Origin of the sequence: Saccharothrix sp. HUAS TT1 (assembly GCF_040744945.1) — a bacterium.
Taxonomy (GTDB): Bacteria; Actinomycetota; Actinomycetes; order Mycobacteriales; family Pseudonocardiaceae; genus Actinosynnema.
In genome coordinates, this window is record NZ_CP160453.1 from 6,064,881 (window position 1) to 6,086,450 (window position 21,570).

At 73.1% G+C, this 21,570-nt stretch carries 17 protein-coding genes; 9 read left to right on the top strand and 8 right to left on the bottom strand.

The window, feature by feature from the left end:
* Positions 1-21: 21 nt before the first annotated feature.
* Both AB0F89_RS27320 and AB0F89_RS27325 read right to left on the bottom strand, forming a co-directional pair.
* Complete coding sequence (locus tag AB0F89_RS27320; RefSeq protein ID WP_367128475.1) at positions 22-1,200, bottom strand: protein kinase; 1,179 nt, start codon at positions 1,198-1,200, stop codon at positions 22-24.
* Between the two features lie 132 nt (positions 1,201-1,332).
* The gene (locus AB0F89_RS27325) at positions 1,333-2,220 is read right to left on the bottom strand and encodes a substrate-binding domain-containing protein (protein WP_367128476.1); all 888 of its coding nucleotides are present in this window, start codon (positions 2,218-2,220) and stop codon (positions 1,333-1,335) included.
* A gap of 271 nt (positions 2,221-2,491) precedes the next feature.
* On the opposite strand from AB0F89_RS27325, the gene AB0F89_RS27330 reads away from it, so the two are divergent.
* Together AB0F89_RS27330 and AB0F89_RS27335 are read left to right on the top strand one after the other, a co-directional pair.
* Positions 2,492-2,905, top strand: coding sequence for an STAS domain-containing protein (locus tag AB0F89_RS27330; protein WP_367128477.1), 414 nt, complete (start codon positions 2,492-2,494; stop codon positions 2,903-2,905).
* Positions 2,906-2,945: 40 nt separating this feature from the next.
* Positions 2,946-3,698: a phosphotransferase family protein gene (locus tag AB0F89_RS27335; RefSeq protein ID WP_367128478.1), complete on the top strand. Its 753-nt coding sequence runs from the start codon at positions 2,946-2,948 to the stop codon at positions 3,696-3,698.
* Here AB0F89_RS27335 and AB0F89_RS27340 read toward each other — a convergent pair.
* A complete protein-coding gene (locus AB0F89_RS27340; RefSeq protein ID WP_367128479.1) occupies positions 3,695-5,041 on the bottom strand; it encodes an alpha/beta fold hydrolase in 1,347 nt (448 codons plus the stop codon). The genes AB0F89_RS27335 and AB0F89_RS27340 overlap by 4 nt on opposite strands.
* 118 nt (positions 5,042-5,159) lie before the next feature.
* Positions 5,160-7,289 carry a hypothetical protein gene (locus AB0F89_RS27345; RefSeq protein ID WP_367128480.1) on the bottom strand — a complete coding sequence of 710 codons (2,130 nt, stop codon included), beginning with the start codon at positions 7,287-7,289 and terminating at the stop codon, positions 5,160-5,162.
* 211 nt (positions 7,290-7,500) lie between these two features.
* Here AB0F89_RS27345 and AB0F89_RS27350 point away from each other — a divergent pair, with 211 nt between their 5' ends.
* Positions 7,501-8,253, top strand: a complete 753-nt coding sequence (locus AB0F89_RS27350) for a Calx-beta domain-containing protein (protein ID WP_367128481.1) — start codon at positions 7,501-7,503, stop codon at positions 8,251-8,253.
* On the opposite strand, the gene AB0F89_RS27355 is transcribed toward AB0F89_RS27350, so the two are convergent.
* On the bottom strand, positions 8,231-11,137 hold the full coding sequence (locus AB0F89_RS27355; RefSeq protein WP_367128482.1) for a BTAD domain-containing putative transcriptional regulator: 2,907 nt from the start codon (positions 11,135-11,137) through the stop codon (positions 8,231-8,233). The genes AB0F89_RS27350 and AB0F89_RS27355 overlap by 23 nt on opposite strands.
* 213 nt (positions 11,138-11,350) lie before the next feature.
* Between AB0F89_RS27355 and AB0F89_RS27360 the strand changes: the two genes are divergently transcribed.
* The 5 genes from AB0F89_RS27360 to AB0F89_RS27380 all read left to right on the top strand — a co-directional run bounded on the left by AB0F89_RS27360 (position 11,351) and on the right by AB0F89_RS27380 (position 18,477).
* The gene (locus tag AB0F89_RS27360; RefSeq protein ID WP_367128483.1) at positions 11,351-14,164 is read left to right on the top strand and encodes an RICIN domain-containing protein; all 2,814 of its coding nucleotides are present in this window, start codon (positions 11,351-11,353) and stop codon (positions 14,162-14,164) included.
* Positions 14,165-14,427: 263 nt separating this feature from the next.
* Complete coding sequence (locus tag AB0F89_RS27365) at positions 14,428-15,441, top strand: sugar ABC transporter substrate-binding protein (protein WP_367128484.1); 1,014 nt, start codon at positions 14,428-14,430, stop codon at positions 15,439-15,441.
* Between the two features lie 323 nt (positions 15,442-15,764).
* Positions 15,765-16,814, top strand: coding sequence for a magnesium and cobalt transport protein CorA (locus AB0F89_RS27370; RefSeq protein ID WP_367128485.1), 1,050 nt, complete (start codon positions 15,765-15,767; stop codon positions 16,812-16,814).
* Between the two features lie 108 nt (positions 16,815-16,922).
* Entirely contained in the window at positions 16,923-17,252 is a 330-nt protein-coding gene (locus AB0F89_RS27375; protein ID WP_367128486.1) for an STAS domain-containing protein, read from the top strand.
* Between the two features lie 58 nt (positions 17,253-17,310).
* The gene (locus AB0F89_RS27380; protein WP_367128487.1) at positions 17,311-18,477 is read left to right on the top strand and encodes a glutamate--cysteine ligase; all 1,167 of its coding nucleotides are present in this window, start codon (positions 17,311-17,313) and stop codon (positions 18,475-18,477) included.
* Positions 18,478-18,487: 10 nt separating this feature from the next.
* Here AB0F89_RS27380 and AB0F89_RS27385 read toward each other — a convergent pair whose 3' ends face one another.
* On the bottom strand, positions 18,488-18,823 hold the full coding sequence (locus AB0F89_RS27385) for a hypothetical protein (RefSeq protein WP_367128488.1): 336 nt from the start codon (positions 18,821-18,823) through the stop codon (positions 18,488-18,490).
* A gap of 69 nt (positions 18,824-18,892) precedes the next feature.
* On the opposite strand from AB0F89_RS27385, the gene AB0F89_RS27390 reads away from it, so the two are divergent.
* Positions 18,893-19,399 carry an ATP-binding protein gene (locus AB0F89_RS27390; protein ID WP_367128489.1) on the top strand — a complete coding sequence of 169 codons (507 nt, stop codon included), beginning with the start codon at positions 18,893-18,895 and terminating at the stop codon, positions 19,397-19,399.
* Between the two features lie 10 nt (positions 19,400-19,409).
* On the opposite strand, the gene AB0F89_RS27395 is transcribed toward AB0F89_RS27390, so the two are convergent.
* Both AB0F89_RS27395 and AB0F89_RS27400 read right to left on the bottom strand, forming a co-directional pair.
* Positions 19,410-19,802, bottom strand: a complete 393-nt coding sequence (locus AB0F89_RS27395) for a hypothetical protein (protein ID WP_367128490.1) — start codon at positions 19,800-19,802, stop codon at positions 19,410-19,412.
* Positions 19,803-19,908: 106 nt separating this feature from the next.
* Complete coding sequence (locus tag AB0F89_RS27400) at positions 19,909-21,243, bottom strand: pectate lyase (protein WP_367128491.1); 1,335 nt, start codon at positions 21,241-21,243, stop codon at positions 19,909-19,911.
* Between the last annotated feature and the right edge of the window lie 327 nt (positions 21,244-21,570).

A 21,570-nucleotide genomic window follows, 5' to 3' on the forward strand; every position in this document is an offset into this window, starting at 1 on the left:
ACCGGTGTGCCGGCGGGCGGCTCAGGGCTTGCCCTTGCCCTTCCCCTTGTTCTCGGACCCCTTGCCCTTGCCCTCACCGTGGCCGGGCGGCTCCGGGTTGCCGCCGGCGGGGTGCGGCTGGGGCGCCACGACGGCCGGCGCCGTCACCTGCTCGACCGGGGGCAGCACGCCGGTCGAGGTCCGGGCGTCGGTCGGGTCCGGCGCCCCGGTCGAGGTCGAGGTCGAGGCCGGGCTCTGGGTGACGACCTGCGACGACGTCTCCCCCGGCGCGGAGTTGGCCGGTCCCGTGCCGGGCAGCACGGCCCACGCGATGCCGACCGCGCCGAGCAGTCCGGCGGCCGAGGCCGCGAGCGCCGCCTTCGGCGCGGGCCGACGTGTCCGGGGCGTGGCGACGGTCGGCGCTTCGCCCGTGCGCAGCGCCCGGGCGAAGTCGGGGGCGCTCGGCCGACGCCGTGCCGACAGCGAGGTCGCCAACGACAGCAGGCGCACCAGGTCGGCGGGCAGGTCGTCGGGCACAGCCGGTGGCCGGTGCAGCCGGGCGAGCGCGGCCTCGATGTCACCGCCGGGGTACTCGCGCCGACCGGTCAGGCACTCCAGCAGCATCAGGCCGAACGAGTAGATGTCGGTCGCCGGGCCGATCTCGCCGCCGCGGACCTGTTCCGGGGCCAGGTAGGCGGCGGTGCCGACCATCTGGTCGGTGCGGGTGAACCGGGTGGCGCCCGCGAGCTGGGCCAGGCCGAAGTCGGCCAGGTAGGGCGTGCCCTCGTCGTCCAGCAGCACGTTCGACGGCTTCACGTCCCGGTGCACCACGCCCCGCTCGTGCACGTGCGCCAGCGCGTCGGCCAGCAGCGCGCCCAACGTCCGCGCCTCGGCCACCGTCAGCGGCCCTTCGGCGAGCCGTTCGCGCAGCGTGCGGCCCTCGACCAGCCGGAGCACGACGAACGCGGCGCGGCCGTCCTTGCCCGCGTCGTAGACCGGCACTAGGTTCGGGTGCGACAGCAGGGCGAGCGCGCGGGCCTCGTTGTCGAACCGCTTGCCCGCCTCGACGTCCTCGTTCCCGGGGTGGAACAGCTTGACCGCGACCGGTCGCCGCAGGACGGTGTCCCAGCCGCGGCGCACCTCGGCCATGCCGCCGATCCCCAGCGTCCCGGCCAGCTCGTACCGGCCACCCAGCAGGTTGCCGTTGACAGGTGGTGGCACCGGCGCGCCCTCCGGTCGGGGACTCAGGACACCCGGGAGTGCCCGGTCCCGGTCGACCGCAAACGCGGCCGATGCAGCCACTTCGTGATCCCGCAGCACAGGGCTCCTGGACAGCGGGTCGCGCGACGGGCCTCAGGAGCGGCAGGGGCGCGCGGTGGAGGACCGGACGACCAGCTCGGTGGCCAGCTCGACCCGGTCGGCGGCCGGCGCCCGGCCCGCGATCAGGTCGGCCAGCATCCGCCCGGCCCGCTCCCCCATCGCGGCGAGCGGCTGACGGACGGTGCTCAGGGCCGGTGACGACCAGGAGGCCGCCGGCAGGTCGTCGAAGCCGATGACGCTGAGGTCGCCGGGCACCGACAACCCCGCCGCACGGGCCGCGTCCAGCACGCCGAGCGCCTGTTCGTCGTTGGCCGCGAAGACCGCCGTGGGGCGTCGGGACGGGCGCAGCAGCTCTCGGGCCTGCTCGTGGCCGCCCGCGCGGGAGAAGTCGGCGTAGCGCACCAGCTCCGGGTCGTGCGCGATGCCGGCCTCGGCGAGGGCGACCCGGTAGCCGTCGAGGCGGGCGCGGCTGCACAGCACGTCCGGCGGTCCGGCGACGAGCCCGATCCGGCGGTGGCCGAGCGAGAGCAGGTGCCGGGTGGCCGCCAGCCCACCGGCCCGGTTGGTCGCGGCGACGCTCGGCAGGTCCGGACCGGCCGGGTCGACCGGGTCGACGTGCACGAGCGGCACCCCGGCGCGGGCGAGGGCGCGCTGGTCGGCGGCGTCGATCCGGCACGACACCAGCAGCACGCCCGCCCGGCGGTTCCGGACCAGGTCGGCGGCCCACGACGGTCCCCGCCCGGCCACCGCGGCCAGCACGACGTCCAGGCCGGAGTCGACCACGCCGCACATGACCTCCATGGCCCACGCGCTGTTGAGGGCCGGGAAGACGAGTTCGACCACCGGCGTGGCGGGTCGCGGCTGACGTGGCGAGCGCAGGCACGCGCGGTTGACGACGGTCGCGGCCGTCGTCGCCGACATCCCGGCGGTGGTGACGTTTCCTGCCCACCTCAGTCCATGCACACGGCCGATACTATCGAAACATCTACGAAAGACAATTGGCACTGTGAACTGCAACGATTCACCCTTAAGCACAGCCAGTTCAAACTGCGAAGATGCGTCACAAAAATACTTATCGAAAAAGTTGCGAAACCTTTCGAGGTCGGACCACCCCGACTGCTGACGATGGCGGTGTCAGCGCCGCGTCGATCGGGTAATGGTGGAAGGCGGTCGAGGGGTGCGGAGGAGAGGCGTGCACGGGGAAGTCGGTCAGCCACTGGTGACGGTCGAGGCCGTGTGCGACGACGGCGTGGTGGTCGCCGCCGTGCACGGCGACTTCGACGTCGACCACTACCGCGAGGTGCGCGAAGGGCTGTTCACCTGCTTGAACGGCCGGGCGTCCGCGCTGGTGGTCGACCTGGGCGACGTGGGCTTCTTCGGCTCCATGGGCATCGCGGTGCTGGTGGAGGCGCGGCAGCGCGCCGACGTGGTGGGCGCGGGGTTCGCCGTCGTGGCGGCCCGGCGCGCGGTGGCCCGGCCGATGCGGGTGACCGACACCGAGGGGGTGCTGCGGGTGCACCGGACCCAGGACGAGGCGCTGGCCGCCGTGCGCGAGCAGGTGAACGGGTCCGGCGATCGCGCCGAGTTCTCCTGGTGGTCCTCCTGACCGGCAAAATCCGGCGACAGCGGCGACCGTCGCCGCCAGGATGGCCGGTGTGGAAGAGGTCGAGGTCGTCGTTGCCCACAGCCAGCGCGTGACGTTGCGCGTCGGCAACGCGTTCCTGAAGGTCGACGGCGACCCGGCGCACGCCGACGTCGAGGTGCGGGCGATGGCCATGGCGCCGGTGCCGACCCCGGCGGTCCTCTGGCACGAGCCGCCCGTGCTCGCGATCGCCGCCGTGCCAGGCAAGGCGCTCGGCGTCCTCGGCGAACCGTCGACCGCGTCGCCGGCGGCGTGGGCCGCGGCGGGCGCCGCGATCCGCGGGCTGCACGACGCACCGCTGCCGCCGTGGTCGGGCGTCCGGCTCGACGCCGTGGCGGCGGAGCTGGACAGCGAGTGCGAGTGGCTGCTCGCCAACGCCGTCCTGCCCGCCGAGGTGGTCCGGCGCAACCGCGAGATCGCCGAGGCCGCGCTCCGGCCGTGGGAACCGGTGTTCGTCCACGGCGACCTGCAGATCACCCACGTGTTCGTCGACGGCGACGAGGTCACCGGCATCATCGACTGGTCCGAGGCCGCCCCCGGCGACGCCATGTTCGACCTCGCCATCCTGACGCTCGGGCACGAGGAGCGCCTGGACGACCTGCTCGCCGGCTACGGCGACGCGGACCGGGACGTGATCCGCGCCTGGTGGTCGCTGCGCAGCCTGACGGCGTCGCGCTGGCTGATCGAGCACGGCTTCGACCCGGACTCGCCGGGGTGCGAGTTCGACGTGCTCAGGTCGCGGGCGCGGGAGTCCTAGCAGGTCGTCTCGCGCGCGAGCCGCGCGGAGCCGAGCAGGTGGGCGTCCGCCGCGCCGCGCGTGCACTCGTTGGCGTGGTAGACGCCGTGGCCGGGACCGTCGAAGGTGACCAGCCGCGAGCCCTCCGCCTGCCGGTGCACGTTGCGCGCCCACCGGTACGGCGTGGCCACGTCGTAGCGGCTGGTCAGCACGAGCAGCGCCGAGCCGTTGTCGACGTCGAGGCGGTGCGGCGGGTTGGACGGGCGGTCGGTGAACCCGACGCACGTGGCCGCCTCCTGGTGGCCGAGGAACGTGCCGCGCAACGTGGGCGCGGCGCGCAGCTCGGCCCGGCGCAGCGCCCGGTACTCGCCGAAGTCCGCGAACCGCAGCGCGAAGTCCTGGCACACCACGGCGTAGCGCAGCGAGTCGTAGTTCGGCTCGAACGACGCCCGCACCGCGCCGACGTCCGCGATGAGCGACGCCAGGCTCTCCCACGCGCCGCCGCGGATCTCGTAGTACGCCGCCACGATCAGCTCGCCCGAGCCCCACCCGGACTCGTCCGCTGCGACGAGGGCCTTCTCCCACACCGCGCGGACGTCCTGCCCGTGCAGGGCGCACGTCGTGCTCTCCGCGCACCACGCGACGAACACGTCGAACGCCTCCTCCACGGCCCGCGCCCGGTCGAGCACGAAACGGCGCTTGTCGACGCTGTGGTCGATCACGCCGTCGAGCACGATCGAGCGCACCCGCGAGCCGAACAGCTCCGCGTACTGCTGGCCGAGCAGCGTGCCGTAGGAGATGCCGTAGAAGCTGATCGTCCGCTCGCCCAGCGCCTGCCGCACGGCGTCCAGGTCGCGGGCCGACCGGGCCGTGTCGACGTGGTCGAACACCGGGTGGTCCGCCCGGCAGTCGTCGCGGACCGCGCGGTTGTACCGGGCCAGCGCGGCGAACCCGGCCTCGTCCACCGGGTCGTCGCCGGGGTTCGGGACCGGCTGGTCGAACGAGCAGCGGATCGCCGAGCTGTTGTTGGTGCCCAGCTGGTCGAAGCCGACGACGTCGAACCTGGCCCGCACCTCGGCGCTCAGGTAGGGGGCGCGGGCGAACTCCGCGCCGGACCCGCCGGGGCCGCCCGCGTCCACGAACACCACGCCGATCCGGCGCGCGGGATCGGTGGCGCGGACCCGTGACACGGCCAGGTCCACCCGGGGGCCGCGCGGATCCGCCCAGTCCAGCGGCACCCGGACGGTGCCGCAGTCGGCCGCGGGCTGGTCGGGGCAGGGCTGCCAGGAGATGGCCGCCGCCTCCGCCGCGGGAGCGACCACCAGCAGGCTCGCGGCGAGCGCGGTGACGAGCAAGGTCCGCATGGTGTCCCCCAACGGTCAGCGGAGGCGTGCAGTCTCTCGGGGCCGGCGCGCGGGGCGCAACCCCTGGTGACCGGCTGAGACGCCGCGCCCGGGAGGTCCGGGCGCGGCGCCGGACCGGTCAGCCCGTGCCCTCGAACTCGATCCGGTAGATCCCGTTGGTGTCGGTCGGGTCCGGGGAGCCGTCGTTGTGGACGGCGTAGTCCCGCTCGAACGCCAGGGTGTCGCCCGTCGGGATCTCGCCGGCGAGCACCTTCCGCACGTGCGTGGTGTCGTCGGTCGCCGCCGATTCGTCCAGCTCGAAGCACTCCAGTTGCACCTCCTGGTCGAAGGTGATGTCGCGGAAGGGGTCGTCGAAGTACCGGCTGTCGCCCTCGGCCGTGGTGCCGAAGTCCATCTGGTGCGCGGTGGAGAAGTCGACCCGGACCTCGCACCTGATCTCGTCGTTGTCGGTGGGCTCGGGGTCGTCGTTCTGGTCGATCACGACCAGTCGGCGCACGTCCAGGCGCCGCAGGCTGGTCGACCACTCCACCCGGTAGGTGGTGGGTGTCGCGCACGGGTTCAGGCAGCCGGCGTCGACGGTGAAGAACAGGTCCTGCTCCCCCGCTGGGATCTTCGACCCCGCGGCGGGCACGGTCAGCGAGATCGAGGGCGCGTTGGTGCTCGTCTCGTGCTCGGGGTTGACGAGGTCGGCCTCGGTGAACAGCCTGATCCGCAGCGGGATGGTCTGCTCCTCGACGTCGAAGACCAACGTCTGCGGCAGGCCGCTGTCCAGCGCGTGCTGCGTGATCCGGTAGTGCACGGTGGACAGCCCGCCCGCCTGCGCGGTCATCTGGTCCTGGAACAGCGACTCGAACGGGTCCAGGTAGACCGCCTCCTCGAAGCTGCCGCCCAGGTGGAACTGGCTGTGGAAGCCGTACGGGCCGGCGTGCGCCGGGTCCTCCATGCGCAGCCGCACGAAGAACGGCCCCTTGGTGTCCACCGTGACGGTCGTCGTCACGGGGCAGTGCGTGCTCCCGCACGGCGGGGTGACCAGGACGCCTTCGCCTTCGACGGGCTTCAGGGGCGTCGACAGGTCCGTGGACTCGTACACGTCGAGCAGCATGTTCTGCTGCACCGGCAACTGCGCCTTGAACGTGTAGGTGCCCGGCTTCGCGAAGTGGAACCACTGGAAGCCGCCGAACCGGGTGATGTCGCCGTAGTGCCAGCCGTCGGTCGACTTGGACTTGGCGCCCTCGTCCTGCTCCTTCGACGCCGAGCCGCAGTGCGCCAACGGCTTGCCGATGTCGACCGCCAGCGGGAAGTGGTCGGACAGGTCGACGATCGACTTGGTGCCGCCCGGCTTCGGTTCGAGGTGCAGGAACGTGCCGGTGAAGTGGCGTTCCAGCGTCCCGTGCTGGACGCACGAGCGGACCTCGGCGGAGTGCCGGAACAGCACGTAGTCGGTGCGCTCCCGGCGGTCCGCGCCCGCCGCGCCCGCCACCGCGTTCCGATCGCTGTCCACCGTGAAGCCGGGGTCGGACTGCGAGCCGTGCTCCCGCCAGGTGTCGCCGAGCTTCACCCGGCCGAACCCGTTCTGGCCCAGCACCAGGTCGGTGTGCTCGGGCGTTCCCGCCTCGACGTTCAGGGTCCCGGCCAGGATCACGTCCGCCCCTCCGGCGGCGGCCTTCGACCAGGTCTGCACGAAGGAGGCCGCCTCGTCGGCCTGGGTCGCCCTGGTCTGGTGGGCGATCCGGTCGTCGCCCTCCTGCAGGCTGGTGAAGTAGACGTCGCCCGCCTTGTCGGAGCGGGGGTTGCCGATCCGCACGTAGCCGATCCCGCCGTCGCCCGCCGAGTACTCGTGGTAGGCCAGTTCGCACAGGTTCGCCGCGTTGATCCGCTCGCACCCGCTGCCGGCGACGGGCACGCCGTGGATCGGGAACCGGGAGAACAGCAGCACGTCCTCGTCGCCGACGTCGGGCAGCGAGTAGCCGAACTCCGCGGCCAGTTCGGTGCGCAGGGTCGTCCTGGTCTCCACGTCGATCGCCTCGGTGAGCACCACGACGTCGTAGTCGCCGTCCTCGTCGCCCGCGATGAGGCGTTCGGCGATCTCCTCGGCCCGTTCGGTGTTCCGGGCGCCGTAGCGGCTCTCGTAGCCGCCGAGGTCGCCCGGCATGTCGACGTTGTAGGTGAGGACCCGGTAGGTGTCCCGGTCCGGCGCCGCGGTCGCGACGCCGGGCGTGGACAGCAGGCCGAGCACCAGACCTGCCACGCACGCCGACGCTGTTCGTGCCGGAGCACGTCTTCCCTTGGTGCGCATCGTGCTTTCCCCTCTCGGTGGTGTTGACGGCATGACCGTCCCGGGACGGGGTTGTGCCGGGGCTGTGGTCGCCGGGCGGGTTCCACAACCCGGCTGCAACCGGGGGCCGCTACACCTGTGCGGGGGCCGGACGACGGCCGATGAGCGAACAGGGGGAACGAAGGTGGAGGTTCGGATGATGGCGGTCGCGGTCGCCGTGGCGGTCGCGGCGGCGGGTGCGGTGGTGGCGGGTCCGGCGCGGTCGGCGGCGGCGGGCAGCTGCCAGCCGTCGGTGAGCGTCGGCAACGCGCCGAAGGTGTCGGAGGACCAGGGACCGCTGCGGTTCGCCATCAGCGTGGCGCCGCCGCCGGCCGGGTGCGACTTCCAGGGGTCGGTGGGCTTCCAGACCGAGCCCGCCGCGGGCAACCCGACCCCGAACGTCGACTACAAGGAGATGACGGGCACGGTCAGCTGGCCGCTGAACACCCCGATCATGAAGATCGTCGAGGTGCCGATCTACGAGGACCAGCAGGCAGAGCCCGACGAGACCGTCGAGCTCTGCCTGCACTCGCCGGTGGGCGTGACCATCGTCAGCTGGTGCGGGGCCGGGCAGATCAAGAGCACCCCGATCTGCGTGCGCCCGGAGGGCGACCAGAGCGCGGCCTGCTGGATCCCGGTCCAGCCCTCGCAACCGGGCGGCACCGCGGTGACGGTCGACTACTCGACGGTGGCCGGCACCGCGACGCCCGGCCAGGACTACGTCGGCGTCACGGGTGGCAGGCTGACGATCCCGGCCGGGGCGAGCGAGGGCCTGGCGCCCGTGGAGGTCCTGGCCGGTCGGCCCGGCGACCCGGACGAGAGGTTCGAGCTGGACTACCGGCTGACGCGCGACGGCGTGCCGGAAACGGGCCGGTTCACCGTGGTGATCGTGCGCTGACGGCCGGGTCGCCGTGCAGGCGCCGGGCGAGCTCCCGGTGGCGGGCGGCGGCGTCCGGCCGGCCGGACCTGGCCTCGACCTCGGCGAGGTCGTCGTGCAGGCGGGCCTCCTCGTAGCCGTCCTGGAGCCGTTCCCGGATGGCCAGGGCGCGGCGGAACTCCTCGCGGGCCGCGGTCAGGTCGCCGAGGGCCAGGTGCGCGCGACCGAGGTTGGCCCGGACCACCGACTCGCCGTGCCGGTCGGCCAGCGCGGCGCTGACCGCCAACGCCTGGCGCAGGTCGACCAGCGCCGCACCGGGATCGCCCCGCCCGAGCAGGGCGATCCCGGTGTTGGTCAACGTCTCCGACTCGAACCGGCGGTCGCCGACCCGCCTGCTGAGCACCAACGCGGCGCGGAAGTGCTCCAAGGCGTGGTCGACGTCGTCCAGGAGCAGGTACGCCTCGCCCAGGGTGTCCAGCGCGCCCGCCTCCAGCCGGAGGTCGCCGTCGGCCCGCGCGTTGGCCAGGGACTCCCCCAGCGGCTCGAAGCTCAGCTCCGGCCGACCCATCCGGACGTAGGTGTAGCCCAGGTTGCGCTGCGACACCGCGATCCCCCGCCGGTTGCCGGTGGCCGCGTGCAGCGCGATGGCCTGCCGGTAGGCGGCGACCGCCGCGTCGAACCGGCGCAGTTCCACGTTGGCGCCGCCGATGTTGTTGTGCACGGCCGCCTCGCCGCGCCGGTCGTCGGCGGCGCGCATCAGCTCCAGCGCCCGCGGGTAGCAGTCCAGCGCCTCGGTCAGGTGCCGGGTGATGCGGTAGGCCGTGCCCAGGGAGCGCAGCATCTCGCCCTCCGCGGCCGGGTCGCCCAGCTCGGCGGCGGCCGCGACCCCGACCCGGCACATCTCGATCCGCTCGGTCCAGTGGCCCCTGGCGTCGAAGAAGCCGGTCAGCGCGGCGGTGAGCTGCCAGGCCGCGGCGGGCAGGCCGTTCTCCCCGGCGGCGCGGACGACCGGCAGCAGGTTCTCCCGCTCGGCGTCGAGGGTGGCCAGCGCGGCGTGCCGGTCCGGCAGGTCGGCGGCCTCCCGGGCCAGGGCGAGGTAGAAGTCCACCACCCGGGCGAGGGCGGGCTCCTCCCCCGTCCCCCGCTGCTGGGCGAACAGCCGGACCAGGTCGTGGAAGCGGTACCGGCCGTCGCCCGCCCCGACGATCATGTGCGCGCCGACCAGCTCCTCGATCCACGGCCGGGCCGCCGCGGGCGCGACACCGCAGGCGGCGGCGACCAGGTGCGCGGGGAAGTGCGGGCCGGGGTGCGACCCGAGCAGCCGGAACGCGCGCGCGGCCGGTGCGCTCAACGTCCGGTAGGCGCTGGCGATGACCGCGCGGACCGACCGGTCGTCGCCCTCGACGGCCAACGAGTCGAGCCGGTCGGCTGCCAGCTCGTCGGCCAGGTCCTCGATGGTGCTGTCGGAGCGGATCACCAGCTTGGCGGCGGCGATCCGCAGGGCCAGCGGCATCCCGCCGCACAGCCGGACCAGCCGGGTCGCCGCGCGGTGCTCGCGCTCGACCCGGGCGGCGCCGAGCACGCGGCCGAGCAGGGTCAGCGCCTCGGCGTCGGACAGCGCGTCCAGGCTCACCGCGCACACCGCGTGGCGCACCATCAGCGACGCGGGCTTGGCGCGACCGGTGATCAGCAGGAGGCTGGCGGTGCCGCCCGGCACGAGCGCCGCGAGGTCGGCGGCGTCGCCGCAGTTGTCCAGCAGCACCAGGACCCGCCTGCCGTAGAGCACCGACCGGTACAGCCCGGCCCGCGCCGCGGTCGTCGCCGGGACGCGGCTGTCCGGGACGCCGAGGCCGAGCAGCAGGTGGGCCAGCGCCTCCGCCGCGGTCATCGCCGCGGCCGGGTCGTGGCCGTGCAGGTCGAGGAACAGCTGGCCGTCCGGGAAGCGGCCGGCGACCCGGTGCGCCCACTGCACCGCGAGCGAGGTCTTGCCCATCCCGCCGGGCCCGGAGATCGACACCACCGGCCACTCGCCGTCCTCCCCGACCGCCCGGTCCAGGGTGGACAGGTCGGCGGCGCGGCCGGTGAAGTGCCCCGCCCGCGCGGGCAGCTGGGCCGGGGCGGCGTCGGGGGCGTCCGGCGCGTCCGGGCGCGGCGGGTCCAGCGCGGAGGACCGGCGCAGGATGTCGGTGTGCAGGCGGGACAGCTCCGCGCCCGGGTCGACGCCGAGTTCGTCGGCGAGCCGTTCGGCCAGCCGCCGGTACGCCTCCAGCGCCTCCACCTGCCGCTCGCACCGGTACAGGGCGAGCATGTAGAGCCCGACCAGCCGCTCGCGCGTGGGGTGCGCGACGAGCAGCCGTTCCAGCTCGGGCAGCGCGACGTGGTGCCGGCCGCGGCGGAGTTCGGCCGCCCACAGGTGCTCCCACGCGGTGAGGCGCAACTCGTGCCACCGCTCGACCTCCGCGACGCCCCACCCGACCAGGCCGGCGTCGGCCAGCGCCGGTCCGCGCCACGACGCCAGCGCCGCCCGCAGCCGCTCGACCGCCTCGGCGTCGTCCGGCGGCGCGGCGCGCGCGGTGGCGACGACCCGGGCGAACCGGTGCGCGTCCACCGCCTCGGGCTCGATCATCAGCACGTAGCCGGGCTCGCTGGTCCGCAGCACGTCGGTCAACCCGCAGCCGCTCAACGACTGCCGGACCCGCGCGACGTGGCTGTGCAGCGACTTCACCGCCGTGCGCGGCGGGTCGTCGTCCCACAGCACGTCGACCAGCCGGTCCCTCGACACCACCGTGCCGGCGTGCAGGGCGAGCACCCCGGCCACCGCCCGCTGCCGCGCGCCCTGCAGGTTCGCCCGACCGCCCGGTCCGATGACCTCGACCGGGCCGAGCACCCGCACCTCAGGTCGCACGGCACCGCCTCCTGGCTGAAGGGTAGAGCTCCGGTGGTGCTGCGCCACAGGGCTTTGCGGGCGACAGGCCGGACCGGCCGGGGTTGCCGGCGTAGAGCTGTCCGGAGTATTTACATCGTTGGTACAACGTTGGAAAACTGGAGCTGCCCCCCCGCTCGACGCCGACATCGCCGGTTACCGAGTCACCGATCACGAGTCACGAGGAGCGTCACCATGCCGATACGCCGTCGCACGCTCCTCGCCGGCAGCCTGGCCGCGGCGGTCGGCGGCACGCTGCCGGCCGCCGCCTCCGCCCAGCAGGGCCCGCTCTACCCGCCGCACCGCGCACCGCTGCGCCCGGCCGCCTTCCTGCGCCTCCCGCCCGGCGCGGTGCGCCCCCGCGGTTGGCTGGCGACGCAGCTGGACAAGCAGCTCAACGGCCTCAACGGACGCCTCCAGGAGGTCTCGCACTTCCTGGACTTCGACACGACCGGCTGGGTGCGCCCGGACCGGAACGGCTGGGAGGAGGTGCCGTACTGGCTGCGCGGGTACGGCGACCTCGGTTACGTCACCGGCGACGCCAGGGTGCTCGCCGACACCGAGCGGTGGATCGGGGCGGTGCTCGCCACCCAGGCCGCGGACGGGTTCTTCGGGCCGTCGGCCCTGCGCGGGTCGCTCAACGGCCACGCCGACCTGTGGCCGCACATGCCGATGCTGCACGCGCTGCGCTCGTGGGCCGAGTACCACGACGACCAGCGGGTGACCCGGGCGCTGACCAGGTTCTTCGCCTTCGTCGCCGGGCAGCCGAACGCGGTGTTCGCCGACGGCTGGGGCGCCACCCGGTGGGGCGACGCGATGGACGTCGTGCTCTGGCTGTACAACCGCACCGGCGATCCGGCGCTGCTCGACCTGACCCGCCGCGTCCACCAGCACTCGGCCGACTGGACGAACGGCGTGCCGACCCTGCACAACGTCAACATCGCCCAGGGCTTCCGCGAGCCCGCCCAGTTCTCCGCGCTGTCCAACGACGCCGATCACACGGCCGCCACCTACCGCGCGTACGACTCGGTCATGCGGCAGTACGGCCAGTTCCCCGGCGGCGGCTTCGCGGGTGACGAGAACGCCCGACCGGGCTACGGCGACCCGCGCCAGGGCTTCGAGACGTGCGGGATCGTGGAGTTCATGGGCAGCCACGAACTGCTCACCCGGCTCACCGGCGACCCGGTGTGGGCCGACCGGACCGAGGACCTGGCGTTCAACCTGCTGCCCGCGTCGCTGGACCCGACCGGCCGCGTCACGCACTACGTCACCAGCGCGAACGGCGTGCAGCTCGACGACGTGCCCAAGCGCCGCCGCCAGTTCCAGAACGGCTTCGCGATGCAGGCGTACAAGCCGGGCGTCGACCAGTACCGGTGCTGCCCGCACAACTACGGCCAGGGCTGGCCGTACTTCGTGGAGGAGATGTGGCTGGCCACGAACGACGGCGGCGTGGTGGCGGCGATGCACGGGCCGTCCTCGGTCACCGCGCGGGTCGCCGACGGCACGGCCGTCACCATCACCGAGGACACCGCCTACCCGTTCGGCGACACGATCACGTTCCGCGTGTCGACACCGCGCCCGCTGGCCTTCCCGTTCGCGGTGCGGGTGCCGGGCTGGTGCGCCGACCCGGCGCTCACCGTCAACGGCGCGGCGGTCGCCGTCCAGGGCGGCCCCCGGTTCGCGACCGTGCGGCGGACCTGGTCGGACGGCGACGTCCTCGTGCTGCGGTTGCCGATGGCGCCGCGGACGCGGGAGTGGACCGCCAACCACAACGCCGTGTCGGTCGAGTACGGCGCGCTGACGTTCTCGCTGCGCGTCGAGGAGCGGTGGAACCGCTACGGCGGCACCGCGGCGTGGCCCGAGTACGAGGTGAAGCCCGGTTCGGCGTGGAACGTCGGCCTGGTGCCCGGCCGACCGATGGCGGTGACGACCGGCGGCGACCTCGCGGACCCGTTCACCCTGGCCGGCGCGCCGATCCGGATCACCGCGAAGGCGCAGGACCTCCCGGACTGGGCGGTGGACGGCGAGAACGTCGTGGGCACCCTGAACGACAGCCCGGTGTCGAGCACCGCGCCGGTCCGCGACGTCACGCTCATCCCGGCCGGCGCGGCGCGGCTGCGGATCACGTCGTTCCCGCGCACCGGCGGGACGAGGGGCTGGGGCACGCCCGGCGTCGTCCTGCGCGTGCAGAACAAGAACAGCGGCAAGGTGCTGGCGGTGGACGGCATGTCGACGGCGAACTCCGCCCGCGTCGTGCAGTTCGCCGACGTCGGCACGGCGGACCACAAGTGGCGGCTGCTGGACGTGGGCAACGGGCGGGTGAAGCTGCGCAACGAGCACTCCGGCCGCGTCCTCGGCGTCGACGGCGGGTCGACCGCCGACTCCGCCCAAGTGGTGCAGTACGACGACAACGGCGCCGCCGACCACCTGTGGGAGCTGGTCGACAACGGCGACGGGTGGTTCCGGCTGCGCAACGCGCGTTCCGGAAAGGTGCTCGGCGTGGACCTGATGTCGACGGCCGACTCCGCGCGGGTCGTGCAGTTCAGCGACAACGGCACGGCCGACCACCTGTGGCGGGTCGTCCCCGACGGCCCGGTGAAGGTGCAGAACCTGAACTCCACCAAGGTGCTCGCGGTCGACGGGATGTCGACGGCCGACTCCGCGCGGGTGGTGCAGTTCGCCGACACCGGCACGGCCGACCACCGCTGGCGGTTCGTCCCGGACGCCGACGGGTGGTTCCGGCTGCGCAACGAGCACTCCGGCAAGGTGCTCGGCGTCGACCGGATGTCGACCGCGGACTCCGCCCAGGTTGTGCAGTTCGGCGACACCGGCACCGCGGACCACCTGTGGCGCCTGCGGCCGTCGACCGACGGGCTGTGGCGGGTGCAGAACAGGAACTCCGGCAAGGTGCTGGCCGTCGACGGCATGTCCCTGGCCGATTCCGCTCGGGTGGTGCAGTTCGCCGACACCGGGACCGCCGACCACCTGTGGCGGTTGCTGCCCGGCTGACCGCGTTCCGGGATTCCCGGTAATTCACCGGGAATAGTGGGTTTGCGGTTTTTCCGGGTTCACCTGCGTCACCTCTCGGGCGCGGATCGTATTGATCCTTGACGCAGTGCGGGCGAATGGCTGGAATTCATTCCTCGATTCCCGCCGTCGAAGACCCGGAGTTCGGCATGCATGCTCGGAGAGCGCTCTCCCTCGCCTTGGTCGCCCTGATCGCCGCTGGATGCGGAAGTGGCTCGACGGCGGGGGGCGACGGCGAGGCGGCCGTGGCCAAGCCGGTCGTCGGCGTCATCCTGCCCGACGACGAGACGTCGTCGCGGTGGGTGGAGCAGGACAGCCCGAAGCTCGCCCAAGCGCTCCGGTTCGCCGCGGTGGAACCGTTGATCGAGAACGCCGACAACGACGAGGCGCGGTTCGCGCGGATCGCCGACGACATGATCGCGCGCGGGGTCGACGTCCTGATGACCACGCCGCTGAGCCCGGCGGGCGGGGCCGCCGTCGAGGCCAGGGCGAAGGCGGCCGGCATCCCGGTCGTCAACTACGACCGGATCAGCCTGGGCGGTCACGCCGACTACTACGTCTCGTTCGACAACGTCAACGTGGGCGAGCTGCAGGCCGAAGGGCTGTTGCGGTGCCTGGGCGACGTGCCGGGCGCGCGGATCGTCGAGCTGCAGGGTTCGCCGACCGACCACAACGCGACCCTGTTCGCCGACGGCCAGCGGCGCAAGCTCGGCCCGCTCTACGACCGGGGCGCGCTGGAGCTGGTCGAGAGCCACGCGGTCGACGGGTGGGACGTGGTCGGGGGCCGGGCGGAGTTCGCCCGCATCCTCGACGCCAACGGCGGCCGGGTGGACGGGGTGGTCGCGGCCAACGACGGCCTGGCGGGCGCGGCGATCGACGTGCTGAAGGAGCGGGGGTTCGCCACCGGGCGGGTGCCGGTGACCGGCCAGGACGCCACGCTCGACGGCCTGCGCGCGATCCTGCGCGGCGACCAGTGCATGACCGTGTACAAGCCGATCCGCGACCAGGCCGAGGCGGCGGCCAGGCTGGCGGCGGCGGTCGCCAAGGGTGATCTGAGCGGGGCCGACGACCTGGCCACCGGCAACACCCGGGACGTCGTGTCGGGCCGGGACGTGAAGTCGGTGCTGCTCGGCGCGGACCTCGTGACGCGGGAGGACGTCCGCACCGTGGCCGTCTCGGAGAACGCGATCAAGCCGGCCGAGCTGTGCGCGGGCGACGTGGCGGCGGCGTGCGCCGAACTCGGCATCCTGGTCAACTGAGAGTGGGCCCCGGTGTAGGGAGTGGCACGCCCGGGTAACACCGGCTCGCCGGAACCTGCGCAGAGCACGGCAGGGCCGCTCCCGGGCGGTCCGGCCAGGTTCGACGCGGTGTGTTGAACAACCAGCGCTCGCGCCCCGGCCTGGTTAGCGCGGTGCGGGTGGGCGCCGGCTCCACTCGCCCACCCGCACCGCGCGCACCACCAGCCACACGCACCGCACCACCGGCCGGCCGCGCCACCCACCCGCACCCCGCACTGCCCGACCACCCGCTCCGCACGGCAAGGGCAGACAGCGGGCACCCGTCTGCGGCATGATCGAGTGTCATGGCGCCCCTCCCCGACCGCGGTCCGCACGTCGCGGCCGTGCCCGAGCGGGACGCGGTGGTGGCCTGCGGGATCTACGTGGGTGGGGTGCGGCAAGCCGGTGACTGGTCGCCGGCCGAGGCGGTCGCCGAGGTGAGGGCCCGCGGCGGCGGGTTCGTCTGGATCGGGTTGTTCGAGCCGGACGAGGACCGCATCCGCGGCGTGGCCGAGGCGTTCGGGTTGCACGAGCTGGCCGTCGAGGACGCGGTGCACGCCCACCAGCGGCCGAAGCTGGAGCGGTACGACGACAACCTGTTCACCGTCTTCAAGACCCTGCGCTACGTCGAGCACGAGTCGCCGACCACCGCCAACGAGATCGTGGAGTCCGGTGAGATCATGGTGTTCCTCGGCCGTGACTACGTCGTCACCGTCCGGCACGGCAACCACTCCGCGCTCGGCAACCTGCGCGCCGACCTGGAGACCCTGCCGGAACGGCTGGCGGTCGGGCCCGCGGTCGTCCTGCACGCCATCGCGGACCGCGTGGTGGACGGCTACCTCGACGTCATCGAGGCGTTCCAGGGTGACGTCGACCTGGTCGAGGCCGCTGTCTTCGCACCGCGCAGCGGGATCAGCGTCGAGCAGATGTACCTGGTCAAGCGCGAGGTCATGGAGCTGAAGCGGGCGGTGATGCCGCTGGCCGGGCCGCTGCGCAGGCTCGGCGACGGCCACTGCGGCCCGCTGGTGCCCGACGCCGTGCGGTCCTACTTCCGGGACGTGGACGACCACCTGGCCAGGGTCACCGAACGGGTGACCGGCTTCGACGAACTGCTCGGCGCGCTCATCGACGCGGCGCTGGCGAAGGTGTCGCTGCAGCAGAACGACGACATGCGCAAGATCTCGGCCTGGGTGGCGATCATCGCGGTGCCCACCATGGTGGTCGGCGTGTACGGGATGAACTTCGACCACATGCCCGAACTGCGCTGGCAGTACGGTTACCCGGTCGTGCTGCTGGCGACCCTGGCCGCCTGCCTGGTGCTGTACCAGCTGTTCAAGAACAACCGGTGGTTGTGAACGCGATGACCGTTCACCCGTTTGGCGTAAAACCAGCCGGTGGGTAGCATGCCACCACCCCTCGACACCCCGGAAGACGGCCGAGCGCCCGTGCACATCCCGACCCGAGTGACCGTCACGCGGACCACGAGCAGCGACGAGCGGATCGTGCTCGACGTGGTCGGCGAGATCGACTACACCACCGCGCCCGGCATGTACGACGACGTGCTGGCGCTGACCGGCGACGGTCGGCACCTGGTGCTGGACTTCACCCGGGTCGGGTTCTGCGACTCCTCCGGCGTGAGCGCCATGCTCGGCGTGTGGCGCCGGCTGCACGGCGAGGGCGGCACGCTCACCGTGACCGAGGCGCCGCCGCACCTGGCCAGGGCGATGCGGTTGCTCGGCATGGACCGGCTCATCACGGTGCGCCCCCGCGAGGCCCGGACCGCGGCCGACTGAGCCGCGGCGTCCACAGAGGACGGGTTGGCCCGGCCGTCGCCGGGTACCCGACAGCCCCATGGACGGACAGCCCCCGGAGGCCGGGATGGGCGGTGAGCCGAACTTGACGCTCGGCGTCGAGGAGGAGTTCCTGCTGGTCGACGCGCGGACCGGGGAGCCCGCGCCGCACGGGGCCGAGGTGGTCGAGTCGGCCAGGTCGCGGTTCGGGGTCGACCTGGACGTCGAGCTGGCCGCGGCGCAGGTGGAGACCCGCACGCCGGTGTGCCACGAGCTCGCGGACGTGCGCCGGCAGCTGCACGGGCTGCGCCTGGTCGCCGCCGAGACCGCGCACCGCCTCGGGCACCGGTTGCTGGCGGTCGGCGTGCCACCGGTCGGCCGGCCGGAGGTGGAGACCAGCGGCGCGGAGCGCTACCACCGGATGGCCGAGGACTACCGGCTGCTGGCCGCCGAGCAGTCCATCTGCGGCTGCCACGTGCACGTCGGCGTGCCGGACCCGGAGACGGCGGTGCGGGTGTGCAACCACCTGCGGCCGTGGTTGCCGTTGCTGGGCGCGGTGACCGCGAACTCGCCGTTCGCCCGCGGCCTCGACACCGGGTACGCCAGCTGGCGCTCGGTCGTGTGGGCGCGCTGGCCGGGCGCGGGTCCGCCGCCGTACTTCGAGTCGCTGGCGCACTACGAGTCCACCTGTGACGCTCTGCTGGCCGCCGGGGTCGCGCACGACCGCCGGATGATGTACTGGGACGTCCGGCCGTCCGCGCACCTGCCGACCGTGGAGGTCCGGGTCGCCGACGTCGCGGCCACTGTGGACGAAGCGGTGCTGCTGGCGGCGCTGGTGCGCGCGCTCGTCGCCACGGCGTTGGCCGATCTCCGCCGCGGCCTGGACGCGCCGCCGGTGCCGACGGAGGTGTTGCGCGCGGCGGCGTGGCGCTCGGCGCGGGACGGGATCACCGGCCAGGCGCTGGACGTGCTGTCCGGCCGGCTCGTGCCCGCGCGCCTGCTGCTCGACCGGCTCCTGCACCGGGTGCGCGACCAGCTGTCCGACGCGGACCTGGACCTGGTGGGGAGCCTGCTGTCCACCCTGGATCGCGAGGGCGGTGGGGCGGCCCGGCAGCGGCGGGCCTTCGCCGAGGCGGGCCGGATGGCCGACGTGCTCGACCGACTGGCGAGCGACACGCTGTCGGGCTCGGAGACGTGGACGGGCGGGCCGTTCGTGCGGACGGCGTGACCGGGCTGCCTCAGCGGCGTTCCGACGCCAGCCGGAACAGGGTGGCGCGCCCGGCGAGCACGGCGACCCGGGCCGCCTGGACGTCGCCGCCCGCGACGTGGTCGCCGGCGTCGCGCAGGAAGCCCAGCGCGACCGCGACCGCGCCGTGCGGCGCCCGCTCCGCCGCTTCCCGCAGGCGGTCGCCCACCGGGGCGACGGCGGCGGCGAACGCGGTCAGCGCCCGGTCGACCTCGGCCCGGGCTTCCTCGTGGTGGGGGTCCAGGCGCAGCACGGCCTGCATGGTCGCGTCCACCGCGGCGCGCAGCACGCCGATCGGGTCCTCGACCGAAATCCTCTCCGCGCTCACGAACGGTAAGCCTAGGTCGCTGCGGGTAGCGCGGCAGTGACCAAGTGTCAATCTTCGGGTGAACGTATCGTGACCGCCATCACGATGTGTGCACACGCCCGGCACGGGGTACTCGGTGACGCCAAGGCCGTGTCGAACCGACTGCGCGGCTCGGAGTTCCTGGGGACGACCATGACCACGCCGGAGGACACGCTCGACGAGAGGGTCAGCGTCGACTTGAGCACGCCGGTGCCACCACTGGCGCAGATCAGGCAGTGGCTCGCCACTGTGCTGGCCGACCTGACCGAAGACCTGCTCCAAGACCTGCTGCTGATCTGCACGGAGCTGGTGTCCAACGCCTACGACCACGCCAGCACGCCGCGCCGCCTTCGCGTGCAGCGGTCCCGCGAACGGGACGTGCTGCTCATCGAGGTGGACGACGGCAGCCCGGAGAGCCTGCCCACGCCCGGCACGTCGCGCCTCGGGTCGTTCCGGGGTCGCGGGCTGATCATGGTGGACACCCTGTCGCAGCGCCGCTGGGGCACCCGCCGCGGCGTCGACTGCAAGACGGTCTGGGCCGAGCTGCCGCTGTCCTGAGCGGCCCCGGTCAGAAGGCGTCGTCCCGGGTCAGCTCCTGCTCGAAGGCGTCCGCGTCGGCGACCAGCAGCAGGAGGGGGCGTTCGAACTCCTCCCGGACGCTCAGGTGCTCCAGCGGCACGGTGTGCTTGAGCAGCGCGACGCCGTCCACCACCGCCGCACCGGCGAACGCCGACGTGCCGGCGAGTTCGAGCAGTCGTCCCAGGTCGATCGCGTCGGCCCGGCCGACCGGCGAGGAGATCTCCACCCAGGCCACGCCGTCCGTCTCCGGCACGTGGTGCACCGAGACCTGCTGGGTCCGACCCTCGCGGGTGTCCAGCCGGAAGCGCAGCCAGCTGTCGTTCTCCTCCAGCACCTCGTGGCGCGTCCGGACATAGTTGATCACGTCGATCCAGCTGGTCACCGCGGTAGCCCCTCACCCCTGGTCGCGCCACGTCCGCCCGGTCCGCACGGTGACCGGAACGGCCCGTTCCGGGTCGCGGGTGCGACCCGGAACGGGCGGGCACAGCCTAGCGCTGGGTGATGTCGGAAGCGGAGTAGAAGCAGTTCCTCCCGTCCGCGCCCTCACCGATCTTCTTCGGCTCCGACCCCTTCGGCACGCCCTGGTACTTCTCGCAGATCGTCGTGCTGCCGTACACCGTGATCCGCGAGAACCGCGCCGTGTCACCCCAGTTGGTGTTGATCCCCGCCAACACCTTCGTCGACCGCGCCGTCACCCCGTCCATCACCACGTGCCGCTGGTAGGACGACGAGCAGTTCCCGCACGCCCGGTACAACTTGCCCGCACCGCTGACCTGGAAGTCGCGGATCGTCAACGTCCCCGCCCCGTTGTGCTGGAACACCTTGTCCGACGCCGACCGCGCCCCACCACCGTCGACCAGGTACGTCGCCGACGAACCGGTCGCCTTGAACGTCGCCGCGTCCTCGCCCACGTCGTTCCACCACACGTTGCGGATCGTGCACGACCCCTCGCAGTGGATCCCGTCACCCGCCGGCGCGTCCAGGATCACGTTCTCGATCGTCCCGCCGTCGGCCACCACGAACATCGGGTCCTGGCTCTCGCCCTGACCACCGTCACCGATCCCGTAGTGCCGCTTCATCCCCCCGTTGAAGTACGACCCCACGTTCCGCGTCGTCGTCTGGTGCACACTGCCCGTGTCCGACGGCCACGGACCGCTCCCGTCCCCACCACCCGGCTGCGACGTCGTCGTAGTCGTGGTCGTGGTGGTCCTGGTCGTCGTGGACGTCGAGGTGGACGTGGTCGTCGGCCCGCCGTCGGCCGGCGTGAACGTCCACTGCTTGGTCGCCACGCTGTCGCAGGAGTTCGTCTGCACGAGCGCGCCCGCAGCGGTGGAGTTGTCCTTCGTGTTCATGCACTTGCCGCCGTTGGGGTTGACCACGCGGTAGTCGCTGCCGCTCTCGGTCAACGACCACGTCTGGCCCGCCGAGCCGCTGCACGACTGCTGCTCGATCACCTTGCCGGCCGACGTGGACGAGTCCCGGACGCCGACGCACAGGCCGGTGGCCGCGGACGCGATCCGGAAGCCGCCGCTGACCGCCGTCAGCGTCCACCGCTGGCTGCTGCCGCTGCCGCACGACGCCTGCTGGAGCTGCACACCGCTGGACGAACTGGCGTTGGGCACGTCGAGGCACTGCCCGCTGCCCACGTTCTTCACCGTGTAGGTCCCCGCGCCGACCGCCGCCTGGGCGGCCGTGGTGGTGGACCAGGCGGTGAGGGTGACGGCCAGCGCGGTGGCGGCGCCAGCGGCCACCAGGCTGGTCCGCCACCGCGTTCCGCGCGGCCCCGCGGCCCGCGCGGATCGACGTTGATCCGTTGTGCTCATGACAACTCCACTTCCCATTTCCCGGGCGCCGGGATCGGCGTAGGACACTTTCCGGCGGTTCACGGATGAAAACCGGGAAACCGCTTTCCGGGCGGATATTAGATGCTGTGGAACCGGCCGGTCAACGGCGGTTCGACAGTTCCCCCGAAGAGTCAGGTGGATGAACGGAATCGGTTCCGCCGGGTCACACTCGTGAACAACGGGGCGGTTTGTTGACCATTACGGGCATGACGACAAATCCGTTCCGGGGGCGCCGGCGGTGGCGTTCTTGATCAGCCGCGGCCCGACCGTCCGCACGCCGGCGCGGCTCGCCGGACGGACCGGAGG

Bases quoted from the DNA above. Each gene is read 5' to 3' on its own strand.
- AB0F89_RS27360 (WP_367128483.1), top strand. From the start codon at position 11,351: ATGCCGATACGCCGTCGCACGCTCCTCGCCGGCAGCCTGGCCGCGGCG.
- AB0F89_RS27335 (WP_367128478.1), top strand. From the start codon at position 2,946: ATGGCCGGTGTGGAAGAGGTCGAGGTCGTCGTTGCCCACAGCCAGCGC.
- AB0F89_RS27370 (WP_367128485.1), top strand. From the start codon at position 15,765: ATGGCGCCCCTCCCCGACCGCGGTCCGCACGTCGCGGCCGTGCCCGAG.
- AB0F89_RS27400 (WP_367128491.1), bottom strand. From the start codon at position 21,243: ATGAGCACAACGGATCAACGTCGATCCGCGCGGGCCGCGGGGCCGCGC.
- AB0F89_RS27340 (WP_367128479.1), bottom strand. From the start codon at position 5,041: ATGCGGACCTTGCTCGTCACCGCGCTCGCCGCGAGCCTGCTGGTGGTC.
- AB0F89_RS27380 (WP_367128487.1), top strand. From the start codon at position 17,311: ATGGACGGACAGCCCCCGGAGGCCGGGATGGGCGGTGAGCCGAACTTG.
- AB0F89_RS27325 (WP_367128476.1), bottom strand. From the start codon at position 2,220: ATGTCGGCGACGACGGCCGCGACCGTCGTCAACCGCGCGTGCCTGCGC.